Annotated in this window: 15 protein-coding genes; 11 read left to right on the top strand and 4 right to left on the bottom strand. The window is 66.2% G+C overall.

Annotation, left to right across the window (positions count from 1 at the left end; translation table 11 throughout):
• Nucleotides 1-31: 31 nt before the first annotated feature.
• Nucleotides 32-3535, top strand: a complete 3504-nt coding sequence (locus tag KAJ83_RS08030) for an AsmA-like C-terminal domain-containing protein (protein WP_210681528.1) — start codon at nt 32-34, stop codon at nt 3533-3535.
• Between the two features lie 230 nt (nt 3536-3765).
• Here KAJ83_RS08030 and flgH read toward each other — a convergent pair whose 3' ends face one another.
• The 4 genes from flgH to flgF are packed head-to-tail and all read right to left on the bottom strand — an operon-like array spanning nt 3766 to nt 7222.
• Complete coding sequence (gene flgH / locus KAJ83_RS08025) at nt 3766-4575, bottom strand: flagellar basal body L-ring protein FlgH (RefSeq protein ID WP_210681527.1); 810 nt, start codon at nt 4573-4575, stop codon at nt 3766-3768.
• Nucleotides 4575-5600 carry a flagellar basal body P-ring formation chaperone FlgA gene (flgA, locus tag KAJ83_RS08020; RefSeq protein WP_210681526.1) on the bottom strand — a complete coding sequence of 342 codons (1026 nt, stop codon included), beginning with the start codon at nt 5598-5600 and terminating at the stop codon, nt 4575-4577. Before flgA ends, flgH begins: the two co-directional genes overlap by 1 nt.
• 40 nt (nt 5601-5640) lie before the next feature.
• A complete protein-coding gene (gene flgG, locus KAJ83_RS08015; RefSeq protein ID WP_210681525.1) occupies nt 5641-6426 on the bottom strand; it encodes a flagellar basal-body rod protein FlgG in 786 nt (261 codons plus the stop codon).
• Between the two features lie 46 nt (nt 6427-6472).
• Complete coding sequence (gene flgF, locus KAJ83_RS08010) at nt 6473-7222, bottom strand: flagellar basal-body rod protein FlgF (protein ID WP_246484334.1); 750 nt, start codon at nt 7220-7222, stop codon at nt 6473-6475.
• Between the two features lie 404 nt (nt 7223-7626).
• On the opposite strand from flgF, the gene KAJ83_RS08005 reads away from it, so the two are divergent.
• The 10 genes from KAJ83_RS08005 to KAJ83_RS07960 all read left to right on the top strand — a co-directional run bounded on the left by KAJ83_RS08005 (nt 7627) and on the right by KAJ83_RS07960 (nt 17845).
• Nucleotides 7627-8145: a flagellar basal body-associated FliL family protein gene (locus KAJ83_RS08005; protein WP_210681524.1), complete on the top strand. Its 519-nt coding sequence runs from the start codon at nt 7627-7629 to the stop codon at nt 8143-8145.
• Nucleotides 8146-8300: 155 nt separating this feature from the next.
• Complete coding sequence (fliM, locus tag KAJ83_RS08000) at nt 8301-9410, top strand: flagellar motor switch protein FliM (protein ID WP_210681523.1); 1110 nt, start codon at nt 8301-8303, stop codon at nt 9408-9410.
• A gap of 177 nt (nt 9411-9587) precedes the next feature.
• Nucleotides 9588-10100: a DUF6468 domain-containing protein gene (locus tag KAJ83_RS07995; RefSeq protein ID WP_210681522.1), complete on the top strand. Its 513-nt coding sequence runs from the start codon at nt 9588-9590 to the stop codon at nt 10098-10100.
• Between the two features lie 139 nt (nt 10101-10239).
• Nucleotides 10240-10935, top strand: a complete 696-nt coding sequence (locus tag KAJ83_RS07990; RefSeq protein WP_210681521.1) for a MotE family protein — start codon at nt 10240-10242, stop codon at nt 10933-10935.
• Nucleotides 10936-11198: 263 nt separating this feature from the next.
• A complete protein-coding gene (locus KAJ83_RS07985; RefSeq protein ID WP_210681520.1) occupies nt 11199-11585 on the top strand; it encodes a response regulator in 387 nt (128 codons plus the stop codon).
• A gap of 267 nt (nt 11586-11852) precedes the next feature.
• Nucleotides 11853-12626: a hypothetical protein gene (locus KAJ83_RS07980; RefSeq protein WP_210681519.1), complete on the top strand. Its 774-nt coding sequence runs from the start codon at nt 11853-11855 to the stop codon at nt 12624-12626.
• Nucleotides 12626-13363, top strand: a complete 738-nt coding sequence (locus KAJ83_RS07975; RefSeq protein WP_210681518.1) for an OmpA/MotB family protein — start codon at nt 12626-12628, stop codon at nt 13361-13363. Before KAJ83_RS07980 ends, KAJ83_RS07975 begins: the two co-directional genes overlap by 1 nt.
• Nucleotides 13353-16994 carry a tetratricopeptide repeat protein gene (locus KAJ83_RS07970; RefSeq protein WP_210681517.1) on the top strand — a complete coding sequence of 1214 codons (3642 nt, stop codon included), beginning with the start codon at nt 13353-13355 and terminating at the stop codon, nt 16992-16994. Before KAJ83_RS07975 ends, KAJ83_RS07970 begins: the two co-directional genes overlap by 11 nt.
• 56 nt (nt 16995-17050) lie before the next feature.
• The gene (locus KAJ83_RS07965) at nt 17051-17239 is read left to right on the top strand and encodes a hypothetical protein (RefSeq protein WP_210681516.1); all 189 of its coding nucleotides are present in this window, start codon (nt 17051-17053) and stop codon (nt 17237-17239) included.
• A 141-nt stretch (nt 17240-17380) separates the two neighbouring features.
• Nucleotides 17381-17845 carry an SUF system Fe-S cluster assembly regulator gene (locus tag KAJ83_RS07960; RefSeq protein WP_210681515.1) on the top strand — a complete coding sequence of 155 codons (465 nt, stop codon included), beginning with the start codon at nt 17381-17383 and terminating at the stop codon, nt 17843-17845.
• Nucleotides 17846-17850 lie beyond the last annotated feature (5 nt).

Raw genomic sequence — 17850 nt, 5'->3', positions numbered from 1 at the left:
GCGCCGACCGTCCCCCGGACTATCCCGTGCGATGAAGCTCCATGTCCGCCGTCTAGCCCTCGAAGTCCTGGCTTTCCTGGTCGTCGGCAGCCTGCTGCTGGTCGGGGTCGCGGTATGGCGCCTATCGAGCGGGCCGATCGCGTTGACCTTCCTGACCTCGACGATCGAGGAGACATTGAACCAACCCGGCGCGGATTACCGGGTCGAGATCGGGGATACCCAACTCACCTGGGCCGGATGGGACCGGGTCGTGGATCTGATCGCCCGCGATGTCCGCCTGCTGAATGCCGAGGGCGCGGAGATCGCGCAATTGCCCAGGCTTTCGGTCGGCTTCTCCCTGGTCGATATCGGCAGTGGCACGGTACGCCCGACCAGCGTCGATCTGCTGGACGCGGAGGTGGTCCTGATTCGCCGGACCGACGGCAGCCTCGCCTTCGCGATCAATCCGGAGGGCCTTCCTCTCGGCGTGGATGCCGAGGATGCGCCCTTGGCGGAACGCGTGGAGGGCGCGCTGCTTCCCCCCCAGATCGTGGATCAGATCGTCCGGCCGCCGGATGGAAAGGGGCTGCTGGGTGGCCTAACCCGGATCATTCTTACCAATGCGCGGATCTGGTTCGACAACCGGCAAAGCGGCCGCGCCTGGCGCGGGGAGGCGATCAACGCCGTGATCGTGCGCGATGCGGAGGGGCTGGAGGTCTCGATATCCGGGGCCCTCGGCGTGCCCGAGGGGCGGGCCACGCTTTCGGGCACGGTGACGCATGACTATGGCGAGGACCTGTTCGATGTAACGCTCGGGCTGCGCGAGGCGCCTGTGGCGATCGCGACGCGGCTCTTCCCCGAGGCGAGAGATTGGCTTCCGATCGGGGAGCGTGTCGGGCTCGACCTTGGGATGCGCGTCGATTCCATGGCCCGGCCGCTCAGCGCGCGCGTGCGCTGGGAGAGCGAGCGGACCGCGTTCTCCATCACCCTCGATGATTTGACGTCGACCGATGGCGCTCCGACCCGCTTGATCGACGGGTCGTTCCGGATCGAACGGCTGGAGCCCGCGCGCCTGGCCGGTCGGGTGCAGGCGCTGGCACCTCTTTCGATGCTCGACGCGCCGGTGGCGGGGGCGGGCACGTTCCGCCTGGACCGGGAGTCCGGACTGGAGGCGTTGAACGTTAGCTTGACCGTCGATAGCGGGGTGCTGGTGCTCCCCTCGCTCTATGCCGACGGCCTCGTCCTCTATGGGGGGACAGCCGATCTGGGGCTGGAGCGGATGGCGGGTGGTGGCGTCGAGGCCAGCCTGCGCGATCTGTCGATCGATTTGGGCGGGCCGCGCCTGACCCTCGCCGGGACGGCGCGCCTGTCCCCGGAGGATGGGCTGTCGGCCGAACTGGACGCGATGCTCGCCGACCTGCCGATGGAGCGCCTGGACGGGTTGTGGCCGGTATCGCTGGCGGTCGACGCGCGGAACTGGGTCATTCCCAATATCCCGCGTGCCGAGGTGGATCAGGCGACGATCGGCATCGCGCTCGACCTGCCGGAGGTCCGCGCGCTGGAGGAGATCGCGGCCATCGACCCCGAGACCCTTCCGCTCGATGCGGTCGAACGCTTCGGAGGAGAGATCGCGTTCCGTGACGCCGAGGTGGATTATCTCGCCCCCCTGACCCGGGCGAAGGAGGTCGATGGGCGCGCGCGCTACGATCTTGATCGCTTCGATATCGATCTTTTCACCGGCGCGGTCGACGATATCGCGATCGAGACGGGGCGCATCGAGATTACCGGCTTCCAGGAGCCGGACCAGGAAATCACGATCGACTTGGATGTCGGGTCCCCGCTTCATTCCGCGCTCGCGCTGCTCGATACGGAGCCGTACGCGTTCGTCGACGCGCTCGGCCTCGAAGCCGGAACGATCGATGGGCGGGCGCGTACATCGGTGCGGTTCGCCTTTCCCCTGATCGATGAATTGACGGGGGATATGGTGTCGTTCGACGCGACCGCGCGCCTGAACGACGTGCGCGCGCCGATCCCCGCGCTCGACTTGGAGGCGCGCGGCGAGAAACTGGATTTGTGGATCGACAATCGTGGGCTCGATCTCTCCGGCACGGTCGCCTTGAACGGAATGGAGGGTGTTCTCTCCTGGCGGGAGAATTTCGCGTCGGATGCGCCGGTCACCCGGCACATGACCCTGGACGCCCGGCCCGATGTGACGGAATTGGCCCGCTTTGGGATCGATTTGCCGGATGTCGTGACGGGACCCGTCGGCGGGCGGCTCGATTACAAGGTGGCGCGCTCGGGGGAGCGTCGGGTGAGTCTCGCCGCCGATCTTGGCGAGGCCGCCGTCGCGCTCGCCCCGCTCAGCTGGTCGAAGCCCGCCGGGCGCGCCGCTTCCTTGGATGTCGAGGCGGTGTTTCCCGTCAGGGGCGATGTTTCCGTGCCCTTCCTGCGCTTTGCCGCCGAGGGGCCGGAGGGCGGCATGATGGCGGAGGGCTCGCTGGTTCTGCCGCCGGATTTCACCGCCATCCGCCAAGCGCGAATTGAACGGCTGGCCTATGGACCACACTATGTCTCCGGCCGTATCGATCGGGACCCCGCGGGGCGATACACTGTCTCGCTGGAGGGGACGTCGGTGGATATCTCCGGTGTGTTGGGGGAAGAGGACGAGGCCCCACCCCCCGAAATCGAAACGCCTGAAGCCGAGCCACCCGCGACGGCAACCGGAACGGCGGAGGAGGATGAGGAGCCGGGCCCGCCCTTCGACCTGACCGCGCGCTTCGACCGCGTCGTCGACGACCGGGGGCGCGCGATGGAGAATCTCGATCTTTCCATGCGGCACGACGGCACGGATATCGAGGCGTTGCACCTGAAAGGCGGGATTCCCGAAGGGGGCAGCCTAAGCCTGGACTACGGACCCGGCGAGGGGGCGGTGCGGCGCCTGTCGATCGTCTCGGACAATGCCGGCGGCGCGCTCTCCACCCTCGACTGGACGACACGGATCAGCGGCGGGGCCTTGCGCGTCGAAGGGACGCGGGAGGCACCCGACGCGCCCATGACGGGTCATGCGACGGTGGAGAACTTCACGCTGCAGGAGGCGCCGGTTCTGGCGAAGTTGCTGGAATTCATGACGCTGACGGGAATCCAGTCGGCCTTGACCCAATCCGGCCTGCCGTTCGAGCGGATGGAGGCCGATTTCAGCTATCAGGACGACCGGCTGTCGATCGGCGAGGCTCGCGCCTACGGCTCCGCGCTGGGTTTGACGGCGGAGGGCGAGATCGACCTCGCGCGCGATTACGTGACGCTGCAGGGCACGGCAGCGCCGATGTATTCGATCAGCCGGGTAATCGGGGCGATCCCGATCCTGGGCGATATCCTGACCGCCGGGGGCGAGGGCTTGTTCGCAGCGAATTTCGGCGTCGAGGGGCCGGTCGAGGACCCGGCCGTCTCGGTCAATCCGCTATCGGTGTTGGCGCCCGGGTTCACCCGGCGGCTGTTCGGCGCGCCGAACCCGGGTGATCCCGATGCGCCGGGGGCTGAATTGCGGCAGGGAAATTGACCGGGCCCGTCCGGGATGCCGCGTCGGTGATGATGTCGATGCCGATCGGTGATGGTGGAAAAGCTGTGTCGGGAAAAAGTAGGGCCCGGCGATTGGAGAGATCGCCGGGCCCCGCAAACGATCCACGCGAGCCCATTGGAGAGAAGGAGAGGAGAGAGGGGCGTGCGCGTGAATCGAATCCCTTGGTCGTCGTCGGTCGTCGTCGGCCGGGCCGGCCGGCGAACGGCCGTTTAAAACGGCATGATCACGTCCACCAACTGGGTGCCCCAGCGTGGCTGATTGAAGTCGGTGATGTGGCCGCGACCGCCATAGGACAGACGCGCCTCCGCGATCTGCTCATAGGAAACCGTGTTCTGGTTGGTGATGTCCTGCGGGCGGATGATGCCGGCGATTTGAAGCTCGCGAACCTCGAAATTGACCCGGGTCTCCTGCCGGCCATGCAGCACCAGATTGCCGTTCGGCAGGACCTGACTGACGACGGCGGCGATCTGGAGTTCGATCTGTTCCTCGCGGTCGATCGTGCCGCCGCCCGTGTTGTTGGTCTCGCCACCGAAGCCGAGAAGGCTCCCCGGATTGGCGGCTTCCGGCAGGACGGTACCGATCGCGTCCTCATAACCCAGGAGCGCGTCGATCCCGACGCTTTCCGAGGTGTCGCGGGTTCGCGTGGTGTTGTTCGATAGCTCGGCCTGCTCGTCGATCTCGATCACGATGGTGACGATGTCGCCGACCTGGCTCGCCCGCAAATCCTTGAAGAAGGCCCGGCTGCCGGCGCGCCAGAGGGAGTTGGGCTCCCGGTTGGCGGTACGCGGTTCCGGCATCGGCATGCTGATCGGCTTATATCCCGGCTGATGCGTCGGGTTCTCGATCCCCGCCAAGGGCGGTTCATCGCCGACCTGGCTCATGCGCTGGAGCGTGTTGCAGGCGCCGAGCGAGAGCGCGAGGGTCCCGATCAGCGCGGCGCGTCCGACGGTGCCGCGCAGCGTGGCGTGCCATGTGGAACGGGCACCGGAAGGGGGGACGGTGTGGGAATATGCCTTCATCACATATCTCCATTGGCGGCGAGCCGGGCCGGTAATTCGGCGCGCACGCGGTTCTCGCCGGTGACGACCGCATCGATCGTGATCCGGCTCTGCAGGTTCTGGACGCGCACCACCTCGCCTTCGGCGCCGCTCTGCATGGCGCGGCCGATGGCGGTGAGGCGCATATTCTCGGTCTCCAGCGTGATCGTGACACGCGCGTCGCGCCGGACCAGTTCGGGCGGGCGAAGGCTGGCATTGGCGATCGGCTGGCCCGCGCTCAACGTGCGGGTCGCCTCCTGCCCGACCATGTCGGCCGCGTGGACGAGCGCGGTTCGGCTAACGCGAGCGGCCGGCAGGCGCACCGTTTCCAGATCGCTATCGCGCAGGATATGCCCGCTGGCGATGCGGTCGACCGGGACCGAGACCTCGATCTGCGGCACCGCGCGCCCGGCGATCGTCACCTGACGCTGGGCGTCGGAGGCCGGCCCCTGGATCACGGCGGTGAAGCGTCCGGACTTTTGGTCCAGGGCGAAGGTCTTGACGCGCGGTTCGCCGACCGCGTCGCGGTTGAGGGCGAGGCGGGCCTCCTCGTCGTCGAGATCGATCGCGATCAGATCATCCTCGCCCGTGCGCTTGAACAGTTCCGCGCGCACCAGATCACGCAGCTCGTCCGTCGAGACCGTGCGGCTCGGCCGGGTCACGGTGACGGTGTCCAGCGTGCTGGTCGGGCGCCAGTCGACGCCGTATCCGCGCGCCAACCGCCACAGCCAGACGGCCTCCATGACCAGCGTCTCGCCCGGTTGCGGCGTGCGCGCGACATTGCGGTCGGCATAGCGCCCGGCATTGGTGAAGATATCGCCGAGGGTGACGAACTCGCCCGTCGCCTCCAGCGAGGACCCGACGAGGGCCGCCGGCGCCTTCGGCTCCTCGCCGTTCTTCGGGCCGGCGCTCGCGGCCAGTGCCGGGAGCGCCTGGGCCGTCACCGCCAGCATGAAACCGGCGAGCACCAGCGCGTAGATCAGGGTCAAGAGATTGAGCCGTGTCATCGTCCAAGCCTCCGGGCCGCGCGCGGCGACCGTCATCCGGTCATCGCAGGTTCGTCATCGTCGCCATCATCTGGTCGGACGTCTCGATCACCTTGGAGTTCATTTCGTAGGCGCGCTGGGCCGTGATCAGGTTGGTGATTTCCTCGACCACATTGACGTTCGAGGTTTCCAGGAAGCCCTGCTGGATGGCCCCATAGCCCTCCGTTCCGGGCACGGCCGTCTGGGCCGCGCCGGAGGCCGGCGTCTCCAGGAACAGATTATCGCCGACGGCGAGCAGCCCGGCCTCGTTGGGAAAGCGCGAGAGCTCCAACTGACCCAGATTCTGTTGCGCCACCTGTCCTTCGATCGAGGCGAAGACCTGGCCGCTGGCGTTGATCGTGATGTCGATCGCGTCGTTCGGTACCGTGATCCCGGGCTGGACCGTGTACCCATCGACCGTGACGATGTCGCCCTGGCCGTCGAGCTGGAAGGCACCCGCGCGGGAATAGGCCGTCTCGCCGTTGGGAAGCGTGATCTGGAAATAGCCCTTGCCGTTGATCGCGAGGTCCAGCGGATTTTCCGTCAGGGTCAGATTGCCCTGTTCGGTGATCCGGTAGACCGCCGCCGTCTTCACGCCGAGGCCGACCTGAACACCCGCCGGCACGATCGTCGCCGCGTCCGAGCTTTCCGCGCCGACCCGGCGCTGGTTCTGATAGAGAAGATCCTGGAACTCCGCCCGCCGGCGTTGATAGGCGGTGGTGTTCATGTTGGCGATGTTGTTCGAGATAACCTCGACATTGAGCTGCTGCGCCAGCATGCCCGTCGAGCCGATACTCAAGGATCGCATCGTCCTACTCCTTCATTCGATGCCGCGCTCCAGGCCGTGCGGGCGGTTAGCTGGGCCGCTTGCCGAGCGTTGTGATCATCTGGGTCAGGCGCTCGTCCTCCTTCTCGAGGAAGCGCCCGAGGCTCTGATACTTGCGGGAGACCGTCATCATCCGGGTCATCTCGACGATCGATTCGACGTTCGAACCCTCGATCATCCCTTGGGACATGGTCGGGTTGTCGACCGGTTGAGGGTTCTGGTCCTCGGCGCTGTAAAGGCCGTTGGCCGCGCGCTTGAGGGCTTGCTGGTCATCGAAGGTGACGAGTTGCAGGACGCCGAGCACACCGTTGTCGTTGGAGACCGTGCCGTCCGCGGCGATCGAGATCGGGCCGCCGTCGGTCGGGATGTTGATCGGCCCGGCCTGGCCCTGCACGGCATGGCCCGCGCTCGTCACGAGTTGTCCGGTCGCGTCGAGCTGGAAGCGACCGTGGCGCGTGTACCGTTCGCCGAGCGGGGTATCGACCGTGAAGTACCCGTCGCCGTGAATGGCGACGTCCAAGGGGTTCCCGGTGGGCTCCGCCGGTCCCTCGCTCAGGTCCCGAGCCTGCCCGAAATCCTGGACGAGCGAGATACGCTCGCGGTCGCCGGGCTTCGACAGGAATTCCTGGAAGATCATCTTCTCGGCCTTGAAGGCCGGCGTGTTGGCATTCGCGATGTTGTTCGCGATGACGTCCATCTCGCGACGCAACGCGGTTTGTCGGGACAACCCGATATAGAGGGCGTTCTCCATGGCGGCGATCGTGCCTCCCTTCTCCATTGACCAGGCCGGCCGGGGCTCTCCACACCCATTGGTCGACCTGTCTCTCTCCTCGGGACATGCTGGCAAACGCCGTGCCAAGTCGTGCCAAGTCTTGGGAAGTCAGGGTTTTCGCTGGTGTCCGGGGTGCCGGGTGGCGCATCGGGGCGCGGCGGCGTGGTGCCGTTTCGCGGCCTTGGCCCCCGGCTATCCCGGCAGATGCTGCCGGGATAGCCGGAAACATGGTGCGTGAGCCCCCATTTTCCTGGCGCCGCGACATCCCTATACTCCCGCTAGGCCTGTGGGATGATGACGGCTCTTTACCGGACGGTAAGGCCGGGCGCCTAGGCTGAATGGATACCATTCCGGCTTGCGTGGACCGGTGCATGGTTCATCGGGCTTCAACCGGGGACGGGAACGGATAGATGGCGGACGAGGATGACGAGGATATCGGCGGCGGCAAGAAGGTCAGCGGTAAGAAGCTCGTCCTTTTTATCCTCTTGCCGCTTCTGGTCCTGGCCGGTGCCGGGGCCGGTGTCTATATGTCCGGCCTGTTGGACCCGATCCTGAATCCCGGCGCCTCGGAGGAGCACGTCGCCGAGGAGGAGGCGCCGAACGAGGAGGAGGCACCGTCGGGGCCGGGCGTGTTCGTGCCGCTCGATGAGATGACGGTCACCCTTCGCTCGGCCGGCAGCAAGGCGCGCTATCTGAAGCTTCAACTCACGCTCGAACTGGAGAAGGCCGAGGACGAGGAGCGGGTGCGTGCCGTGATGCCGCGCATCATCGATAATTTCCAGGTGTTCCTGCGCGAACTCCGGGTGGAGGAGATGGAGGGCAGTCAAGGCATCTATCGCATCCGGGAGGAACTCCTGACCCGGGTCAATCAGGCGGCCAATCCGGTCAAGGTGAAGGAAGTGCTCTTCACCGACATGTTGATTCAGTAGGCGGAAGAGGGGCCGGTTGGATGGTAGGGTGGGCTTGAAGCCGGGGCTCTTGGCCCCGATCTTGCTTGATGTGTCGTCTAGAGGGATAGGTGTGTCCGGCGCGAACCGTTCGTTCGGAACGGGGCGCGGCCGGGCGACGAGACGGATCCGACGCGATGGCTGACGACGATCAGGACAAGATGGCCGAGGAATGGGGCGCCATGGCCGACGAGGATGTCGGCGGCGGTGCCGACGGCGGCGAGGGCGCGGACGATCTGGCGGCCGAATGGGCCGCCATGGCCGAGGATGGTGACGGCGGCGGGGGTACGGCCCGCGTCCTGAATCAGGACGAGATCGACAGTCTTCTGGGGTTTCAGGAGGGCGGCGATTCCGACGAACAGCGTTCCGGGATCGAGGCGATCATCGATTCCGGGATGGTGTCCTATGAACGCCTGCCGATGCTGGAGGTGGTCTATGACCGCCTCGTGCGCATGATGTCGACAAGCCTGCGTAATTTCACCTCGGACAATGTCGAGGTCAGCCTCGACAACATTACCTCGATCCGCTTCGGCGACTATCTCAACTCCATTCCCCTGCCGGCGATGCTGACCGTCTTCAAGGCGGAGGAATGGGACAATTATGGGTTGGTCACGATCGATAGCTCGCTGATCTATTCGATTGTCGACGTGCTGCTCGGCGGCCGGCGCGGCACGGCCGCGATGCGTATCGAGGGGCGGCCCTACACCACGATCGAGCGCAATCTGGTGGAGCGCATGATCAATGTGGTGCTGGCCGACCTGTCGGCGGCCTTCGACCCGCTGTCCTCGGTGACCATGCGCTTCGACCGGTTGGAGACCAATCCGCGCTTCGCCACCATCGCGCGGCCGGCCAACGCGGCGATCCTGGCGCGCTTGCGAATCGATATGGAGGATCGCGGCGGTCGGCTCGAACTGCTGTTGCCCTATGCGACGCTGGAGCCGGTGCGCGAGTTGCTGCTGCAGATGTTCATGGGCGAGAAGTTCGGCCGTGATTCCATCTGGGAAAACCACTTGGCGACAGAACTCTGGTATACCGACGTCGATATCGAGGTGGTGCTGGACGAGGTGTCGAGTTCCCTCGGCGAGGTGCTGGAGTGGAAGAAGGGAACCTTCCTGCCGCTTCAGGCGACGCCGGAGAGCCCGGTGGAACTGCGATGCGGGGAGGTGCCGATGTTCGTCGGTACGATGGGCCGCAAGAGCAATCGCATCGCGGTCAGGATCGACAAGCGGGTCGAGGGCGAGCAGTAGACGCGACGCCGCACGCGCCTCGGGACATCTTTCGTGCGGCGTTCCGGGCGGGACTTGAGTTGTGCGGACTTGACAGGCGGCGTATTTTAGGACGCGTGTGGTGTACGGGGCTCCGGGGGAGTGGGGGGCCGAGGCCATTGCGGGATTCGACCGCCGCGAGGAGGAAACACCAAGCCGATGGAGCCTTATGTCCTCTCCCTGGTTCTGGACGTGGTGCTCGCCTGTCTGCTCGCGGCGGTCATCTGGTATGGCTTCCGGCTCAACCGGCAACTCTCCGCGCTGCGCAAGAGCCGCGAGGAGTTGAAGGGGTTGCTTGAGGATTTCGCCCGCTCGACCGACCGCGCGGAGGCCGCGCTCGACGGGTTGAAGCGCGGCGCGCGGGAGAACATCGCCTCCGTCAAGCAGGCGGTCGATAAGGCCGAGGCGCTGAAGGATGATCTGGTCTTCCTGACCAAGCGCGGGGAGGAGGCGGCTGATCGGCTCGAAGCCGGGATCACCAATACCCGACCTCACGCCCAGCAGGGTGCCGGCGGTAAGGCCGGGCGCTCGACCGCGCTGTCGACCGCTGGCCGCGCCGCGCCGGGAGGCGAGGATGGAGACGGGGCGAACGGCGACGGTCCGGCACGCGGCGGCCGGGGCAAGGCGAAGCGCAAATCCGACCTGTTGCGGGCCTTGCAGGGGATGCGCTAATCAGGGTGACGTGACGGTTCCGCCCGGTCGCGCCGATTCGATGACACAGGTCGACGATACGGGTCGACGATACGGGTCGACGATACGGGCTGGCGGCCGGACGGTGTGACGCTTGGTGGCTTAGCGAGGTTCTGGACCTGTGCGGTTGATTCCCATCATTCTCGTGGTCGCGGTGCTGATGCTGAGCCTTCGGGTCGGCGATATCTGGCTGACCCTGAAAGGCGATCCGTCGGACGAGGCCGCGCGTCAGCCCGGCATCGCCCTGGCCCAGGATGGTGGTGGCGAGGCGGCCGGGAACGCCGTGCCGCAGGACGGCGCGAATGATGTCGCGTCGCCATCGGCGGGTACCGCCCCGCAGGGTATGAAACCGCTGGAGATGACCGACGAGGCCTCGCCGGAGATCGAGGCCGATGGCGACCTCCGTCCGGGCGAGATGCGGCTGATCCACGATCTGGCGAAGCGGCGGGAACAGTTGGAGGGCCGGGAGCGTGAACTCGACGAGCGTGAGGCGCTGCTTTCGGCGGCCGAACAGCGGCTCGTCACCAAGCAGCGGCAGTTGGAGCAGCTGCGCCAGGATATCGAGGATCTGGTGGCGCGCTACGACAAGTCGCAGGAGGAAGAGACCAGCGTTCTCCGCCAAACGTACCAAAACATGAAACCCAAATCGGCGGCGGCGATCTTCAACGATCTCGACCTTTCGACCTTGCTCGATGTCGTGCGCGGCATGCCGGCGCGTACGTTGGCGCCGATCCTGGCGGCTATGAGCCCCGAGAAGGCGCGTATCGTCACCCAGGAATTGGCCTTGCGGGAGGAATTGCCGACACTGCCTCAATAGTACCGGGACGGAATCGGTGAAAAGCCGTGTCTTGGAGCCAAGAATCCCTTGGCGCCCAACCATTAACTTTGATTAAACCAATAAAGCGATATAAGCGTATTCGCGTTAGCTTGGTATCAGGGTATGATATGAAAGCAGGCGTGACGAGGGTGGACCAGGAAGCGCGAAGCGTATCGAATGGGCGCCCGGAGAGGAAACACGTTACCCTTCGCAGGCCGCCGTTGGTCGCGGGTCGGGGAGAATGCAAGGAGTGAGGGCGCGTCATGGCGGTCGATATGAACATGCCGGTGCTGATCGTCGATGATTATAAGACGATGTTGCGCATCATCCGGAACCTCTTGAAGCAACTCGGCTTCAACAATGTGGATGAGGCATCGGACGGCGCGGAGGCACTGACCAAGATCCGCTCGAAGGAATATGGTCTGGTCATTTCCGATTGGAACATGGAACCGATGACCGGCATCCAACTCCTGCGCGAGGTCCGGGCGGACCAGAAGACCCAGAACCTGCCCTTCATCATGATTACCGCCGAGAGCAAGACGGAAAACGTGATCGCCGCGAAGGAAGCCGGTGTCAGCAACTACATCGTGAAGCCCTTCAACGCGCAAACCCTGAAGCAGAAACTGACCAGCGTGATCGGCCAGTTCTAGCATACCAGCCTCGGGCCCTGGTTCGACCGCGCGGCAATCGCATGCGGTCTCGTCGACGCCGCTCCTCTTCGGGGCGGCGTTCTCGTTCGAAGGGACCCTCCCCGTGGTTAGGGGCGGTTGGGGGTGGTTGGGGTTACGGTTGGGGGCTACCCCATGGCCGGCGCGTCATACTTTGCCAGCGCGCGCGGAATCCGGCATGCTGCGAAGATGAATGAAGAGGATGACATCAGGCTGGCGCCAAGAAAAGACACGGGAACGCTTCTGTTCTTGAGTCTTTTTCTTTTGCTCCTTGCCTTCTTTATTCTCCTGAATTCGCTTGCGACCTTGGTGGAGACACGCTCGCGCGCCGTGTTGAGTTCCGTTTCCGCGACCTTCCGCACGGAGCGGATCTCCGACATCTCCGCCGAAATCCTGGTCTCCACCCTCGGCGAGACGCCCGAACCGGCGGAGGTCCTCGAGGAGGTGGAGCGGCTTTGGATCACCGCCGTGCCGATCACCAAGGTGGAAATGGTCACCGCCGGCGACGACATGATTTTGGAACTGCCGGTCATGCAGGTCTTTGTCGGCGCGGAGCCCCGGGTCCGCGAGGATCGCATCGATCTGATCAATGCCACGGCTTCCGCGCTCGCGGCGCGTCTGCGGGGCTACACGGTGATCGCTCAGATGACGTTCTTCGTCGAGGATTTGAATGACGATTACACCCCTCCCGCCGCCGCCCGCCGGGAGGCGGAGGGGGGAGGCGACACCCTCGTTGACCTCGACGACCCGGGCGCCGATCTTCTGCCGGCCTCCGCGATGGAGGGGCTGCCGCTCGCCATGGCCCGTGCCGACCGCATGGCCCAGGCGTTGACGGATGCCGGCGCGCCGCCGGACGGCGTACAGGTCGGCTTGCGCGAGGGTAATCCACGCAAGCTTCAGTTCCGGTTCTACGTGCGTGATGCCGACGCGGCGCGCGTGACCTTCTCGGCACCGCCGCCCGCCAGTTCGACGGGCGACGCCCCTCAACCGGGTCCGGACCCGGGCGCGGAGGACGAGCCGTGATGCACGACGACGACTTCTATGACGAGATCACCGACGAGATCGCGATTCCCGAGGAGGAGGTGGAGCGTCCGGCCGCCTGGCTCGTCAGTTTCGGCGATGTGACGGCGCTCATGCTGACCTTCTTCGTCATGCTGTTCTCAATGTCGCATATCCCCTCGGAGAAATGGGACACCGTGATCGCGTTGATCTCGACCCGGATCAATCCGGTGCTGGATGATCAACCGAAAGCGACGAACGAGCTCAATATCGCGAGCGTCAGCTTGGTCAATGCGTTGCCGACGGCCTATCTGAACCGCATCTTCGCGGAAAAATTGGCGCGGGATCCGGTCCTTAGCACGGCGCGGGTGACCGAACTGGACGGGCAGGTGGTGATTTCCTTGCCGAGCGAATCGCTCTTCCAGGCGGGGCTGGCCGCGTTGCGGCCCGAGGCGAGCGAGGCGGTGTTCCGCCTCGGCGGCGCGATGAGCCAGATCGGCAATCGTATTGATGTCCAGGGACATACCGACCCCGACCCACCACGCGCGGCGGGCTTCGAGAGCAATTGGGCCCTCTCCCTCGCCCGCGCGCTCAACGTCTCGAAGGCCCTGAAATCGGCCGGTTATCCGGGACGGCTCACCGCCGTCGGATTGGCGGACTCGCACTACAAGCATCTGGATCCGAACTTGCCGGAGGAACGGCGGTTCGAACTGTCGCGCCGGGTCGATCTCGTGATCCTGCCGGATGCGGATGGGCAATAGCGTGATCGGGCGGCACGGCACGACGGGAAGAGGGGCGCGCATTCCCCGCCGGGCGGGGGCGAGCCTCCGTGCGCTGATCGCGCTGTTGCTCATGCTCGCCCTGCCGGACGCGGTCCTGGCGCAGACGGAGGTCCGGACCCGCGCCTGGCAGCATCCGGATTTCGGTCGGATCGTCTTCGACTGGCCGGAACGGGTGGACTATTCGGCGGAAAGGACGGGCGGTGATCTCATCGTCCGCTTCGATCGTCCGATCGCGAGCGATCTATCGGACATCGCGGCACGCCTGCCGGCCTATGTCGCTGGCGCGGCGGTGGAGCAGGGGGGGCGGGCCGTGCGCTTCGACCTGACGGGCGCCGCGAATATCTCCAGCTTCCGCAACGAGAATTCCATCGTCGTCGATCTGCGCCCCGCCGGCGCGGTTCAGGCCGGCGATCCACCCGCTCCACCGGCGCAGGAGGAGCCAGGCCCCGTCGCCGCTTCCGAGCCGCAGGCGACCGGCGCGCCCGCGGCTGTCGCCTTGGTACCCGCGCGGGTGGAGGATCGGGGGGACGCGACGCGCATTCGCTTCGATTGGTCATCACCCGTTTCCTATCGGGTGTCGCGCGACGGCGATCAACTCAGCCTGCGCTTCGACCGCCCGGCGGCGATCGACGGGCGGGCATTGGCCGCCGCCTTGCCGGACCGGCTCGGCCGGCCGGTCGTGCGGACGGCGGACGGGGCGACGACCGTCCGTCTCACGCTCGCCGACGGCGCCGATTATCGCGATTTCACGGAGGGCGATGCCGTCGTTCTGGAGGTGCTGAAACCCGGCACGCAGGCCCAGGCTTCCACCGCCGCGCCGGACGCGCCCGATCCCCCCACGCCGGTGCTTAAGCCCCAGGCGCCGCAAGCGCCCCAGACGCAGATGCTCCAGACGCAGACGTCCCAGACGCAGACGGCCGGGCAGTCTTCCGAGCGGCAGGCCGACCCGCCAAGGACGCCCGAACAGCCACCGGCCGCCGATCCCTCTTCACCGCCCGAGATCGCGCCCACGCCTGAATCGGACCCGGAGACCGAGGTCGCCGCCGAACCCTCGCAAGCGGAGGAGGCGGTGTCCGCGGACGCGGAGGAACAGCAGGATATGGTGGACGAGGAAGCGGCCCGGCGCGCGGCCGAGGATGCCGCCGCCCAGCAGGCGATCGAAAGCGGCGCCCTGACCCTCCGCCGCGACCAAGCCGACCGTCAGCGGGAGGAGAGGGGGCCGGCGCTCGTCAGCTTCTCCTTCCAATGGCCGGAATCGGTCGGGGCGGCGGTATTCCGCCGGTCGGATGATATCTGGATCGTTTTCGACCGGCGCGCGCCGATCGAACTCGCGCCGTTGCGCGCCCTGGGCGAGCCGATGGTGGAACGGATCGAGCAATTGCCGGTCGGCGGTGCCACCGTGCTGCGCTTGCATGTGCCGGACACGACCCTCAACCCCACCGCCCGTCGGGAGGGGTTCGACTGGGTGGTCGATCTGCGCAAATCGCCGCTCGGTCCGCGGCGTCAGGTCGAGATTCGTGCCGAGGCCAACGCCGATACCGGCCCGGTTCTTCTGTTCCCGACGGACGAGCCCTCGACCATCGTCGATTTCCCCGATCCGGATGTGGGCGACCGGTTCCTGATCGCCCCCTATACCGGTTCCGGTCATGGCATGGATGGTATGCGCCGATATCCGGAGTTCGATCTCCTGCCCACGGCGCAAGGGGTCGCGATGGTGACGCGCGCGCCCTATGTCCGGCTCGACCGCTATAGCGAGGGGTATCGCATCGTCGCGCCCGAGGGACTTCATATCTCCGCCGTCGCGCCGGAAACCCCGGTGTCCGAGGGGCCGTCGCTCTCACCCAATCGTCTCTTCGATTTCGAGCGGTGGAAGCGCGGCGAGACGGACGACTATATCGCGGCGCGCGAAGCGCTCTACCGCACCGTCTCGGAGGTGCCGGAGAGCAATCGCAACGACGCGCGCCTCGATATCGCGCGCTTCTACCTCGCGCGTGGGTACGGTCCGGAGGCCAAGGGCGTGCTGCAGGTGGTCGAGGGCGCGAGTCCAGAGCGCGGCGACACGGCCGAGTTTCGGGCCATGCGCGGCGCGGCGGCCCTGCTTTCCCGTGACCATGAGACGGCGCGGGAGGCATGGTCCGATCCGCGTCTCGACGGGTTTGCGGAATCGGCAATCTGGCGTGGCGCGACGCAGGCGCGGATCGGGGATTATAAGCGCGCGCATGAGAGCTTCCGGGGCGGGGAAACGCTGCTGCGCCGATATCCTTATCCATTGAAGGGCACGCTCGGCCTGCTGCGGATCGAGGCGGCGCTGGCCAATCGCGATCTGCGCACGGCGACGAGTTGGATCAACGATCTCGACGGGGAGTCGGACAATCTGACCCGCTCGCAGCGCGGCGATCTGCGCTATCATCAGGCCCGCGTGGCCGCCGCCCGCACCGATTTCGAGGAAGCGACGGACATCTGGCGGGGGCTGGCCGACGGACCGGATCGCAAGAATGCCGTGCGTTCCGAGCAGGCGCTGATCAATCTCGGCCTGCAGCAAGGCGATGTCTCTCGGGATGAGGCGATCGAGCGGCTGGAGGACCTGCGCTACAAGTGGCGCGGCGACCGGTTCGAGTTGATGGTTCTTCGCCGTCTCGGCGAACTCTATTTGGAGAAGGACGATTATTTCAACGGTCTGGGCGCGTTGCGCACGGCGGTATCCTACTTCCCGGGCGACCCGGTGTCGGAGGAACTGGCGGCCCGGATGAACGATATATTCCGCCGGCTCTATCTGGAGGGGGAGGCGGACAAGCTACCGCCCCTGCGCGCGCTGGCGCTCTATGACGAATTCCGGGAACTGACGCCGTCCGGGCCGGAAGGTGACCGGATGATCGAGAATCTGGCCGACCGGCTGGTGGCCGTCGATCTGCTGGACCGCGCGGCCCGCGTGCTGGAACGTCAGGTGGAGTTCCGCCTTCAGGGCGAGGAGAAGGCGCGCGTCGGCGCGAAGCTCGCCCTCATCCGCCTGATCGACGGCAAGCCGACCCAGGCGATCGGCGCGCTCAACGATACCAACGTCCTGCCGCTCGGCGAGGAATTGCAGGCCGACCGGCGCCGCATTCGGGCCAAGGCCAATTTCGAACTCGGCGACACCGCCGAGGCGGTCAAGCTGCTGGCCGGCGACACCAGCCGCGAGGCCGATCTGCTGCGCCGCGATGTCTTTTGGGAGGCGGAGAATTGGCAGGAGGCCGCCAAGGTGCTTCAACGGCTTGCTGGCAGCCCGCCCGAGAACCCGGCGGAAGGCGTGCCGCTCGACCAGGCACGCCACGTCGTCAATTGGGCGGTCGCGGCCTATTTCGACGGCGATACGCGCGGGTTGGAGGATATCAAGGATATCTACGGTCCCGCCATGGCGAACAGCGAATTGGCCGGCGTCTTCTCCTTCATCACGACCGAGCCGGAGACGGCCGGCACCGAGGATTTGAGCGAGACCGTCCGCCGCCTGTCCTCCGGCGATGATTTCAACGCCTTCCTGGAGGATTATCGCGCGAAACTTCTGGGCGACGGGGATGATCCGGCCCAGGATGCCGCGCAGGGCGATGCGCCAGCGGATCAGCCGCAAGGTTAGGGGGGCGCTGGGTATAGGCCGGCGCGCCACGCTCCATGTTGATAGGCTTCTAGGTCATGGCGAAGGATCCGGAAAGCGACCGCGAGCCGCCGCGCATCGACGCGGGGGAGATCGAGCGGGCGGTCGCGCGTGGCGCGGCGCGAAGCCGGCGGATGACCCATGCGCTGGACACCGTCGCGCGCACGATGGAACGTGATCCCGAAAGCCTCGCCCGGGTCCTCCGCCGGTGGATGCGCGAGGGGTAGGACGCGCGGTCGCCCCGACTCCATGCTTGCCTTTCCGCTCATGATTGCTACATAAGGCGAAAGAGGACGAAAATGGTCCCCTTTCCGGGCGGCGCCCATGGTACGGCCGATCCGGATCGGGGCGCGACAGCGCGAGGGCGCATGTTCAAGCTGAGCCGCATGGCCGATTATGGTGTCGTGGTACTGAGCCGCATGGCGCGGGACCAGGGACGGGTCGTGACCGCCTATGAATTGTCGGAGCGCACCGGCCTGCCTCAGCCCACCGTCGCCAAAACCTTGAAATTGCTGACCCGGGGCGGGTTGCTGGAAAGTCACAGGGGCACGCAGGGCGGCTATTCGCTCGACCGCGCGCCGACGGAAGTCACTGTCTCCGAGATCATCGCGGCGCTGGAAGGGCCGGTGGCGCTGACCGCATGCGTCGATGGCTCGGACGAGAATTGCGCGGTGGAAAGTCTGTGCCCCATCCGCGGCCACTGGGAGCGGGTGAACGAGGCGGTGAAGGACGCGCTGGACAGCGTGACGCTCGCCGATCTTACCGCCTCGCAGGAGGAGGCGGCGATCAATTTCGGCCGACCGCGCGATGTCGCGGTGGCGTCCGATGCGTGAGTTGG

Origin of the sequence: Marivibrio halodurans, assembly GCF_017963645.1 — a bacterium.
Taxonomy (GTDB): domain Bacteria; phylum Pseudomonadota; class Alphaproteobacteria; order UBA8366; family Aestuariispiraceae; genus Marivibrio; species Marivibrio halodurans.
Note: the sequence above shows the minus strand (reverse complement) of the source record. Positions and strands in the feature narration are given on the sequence as shown.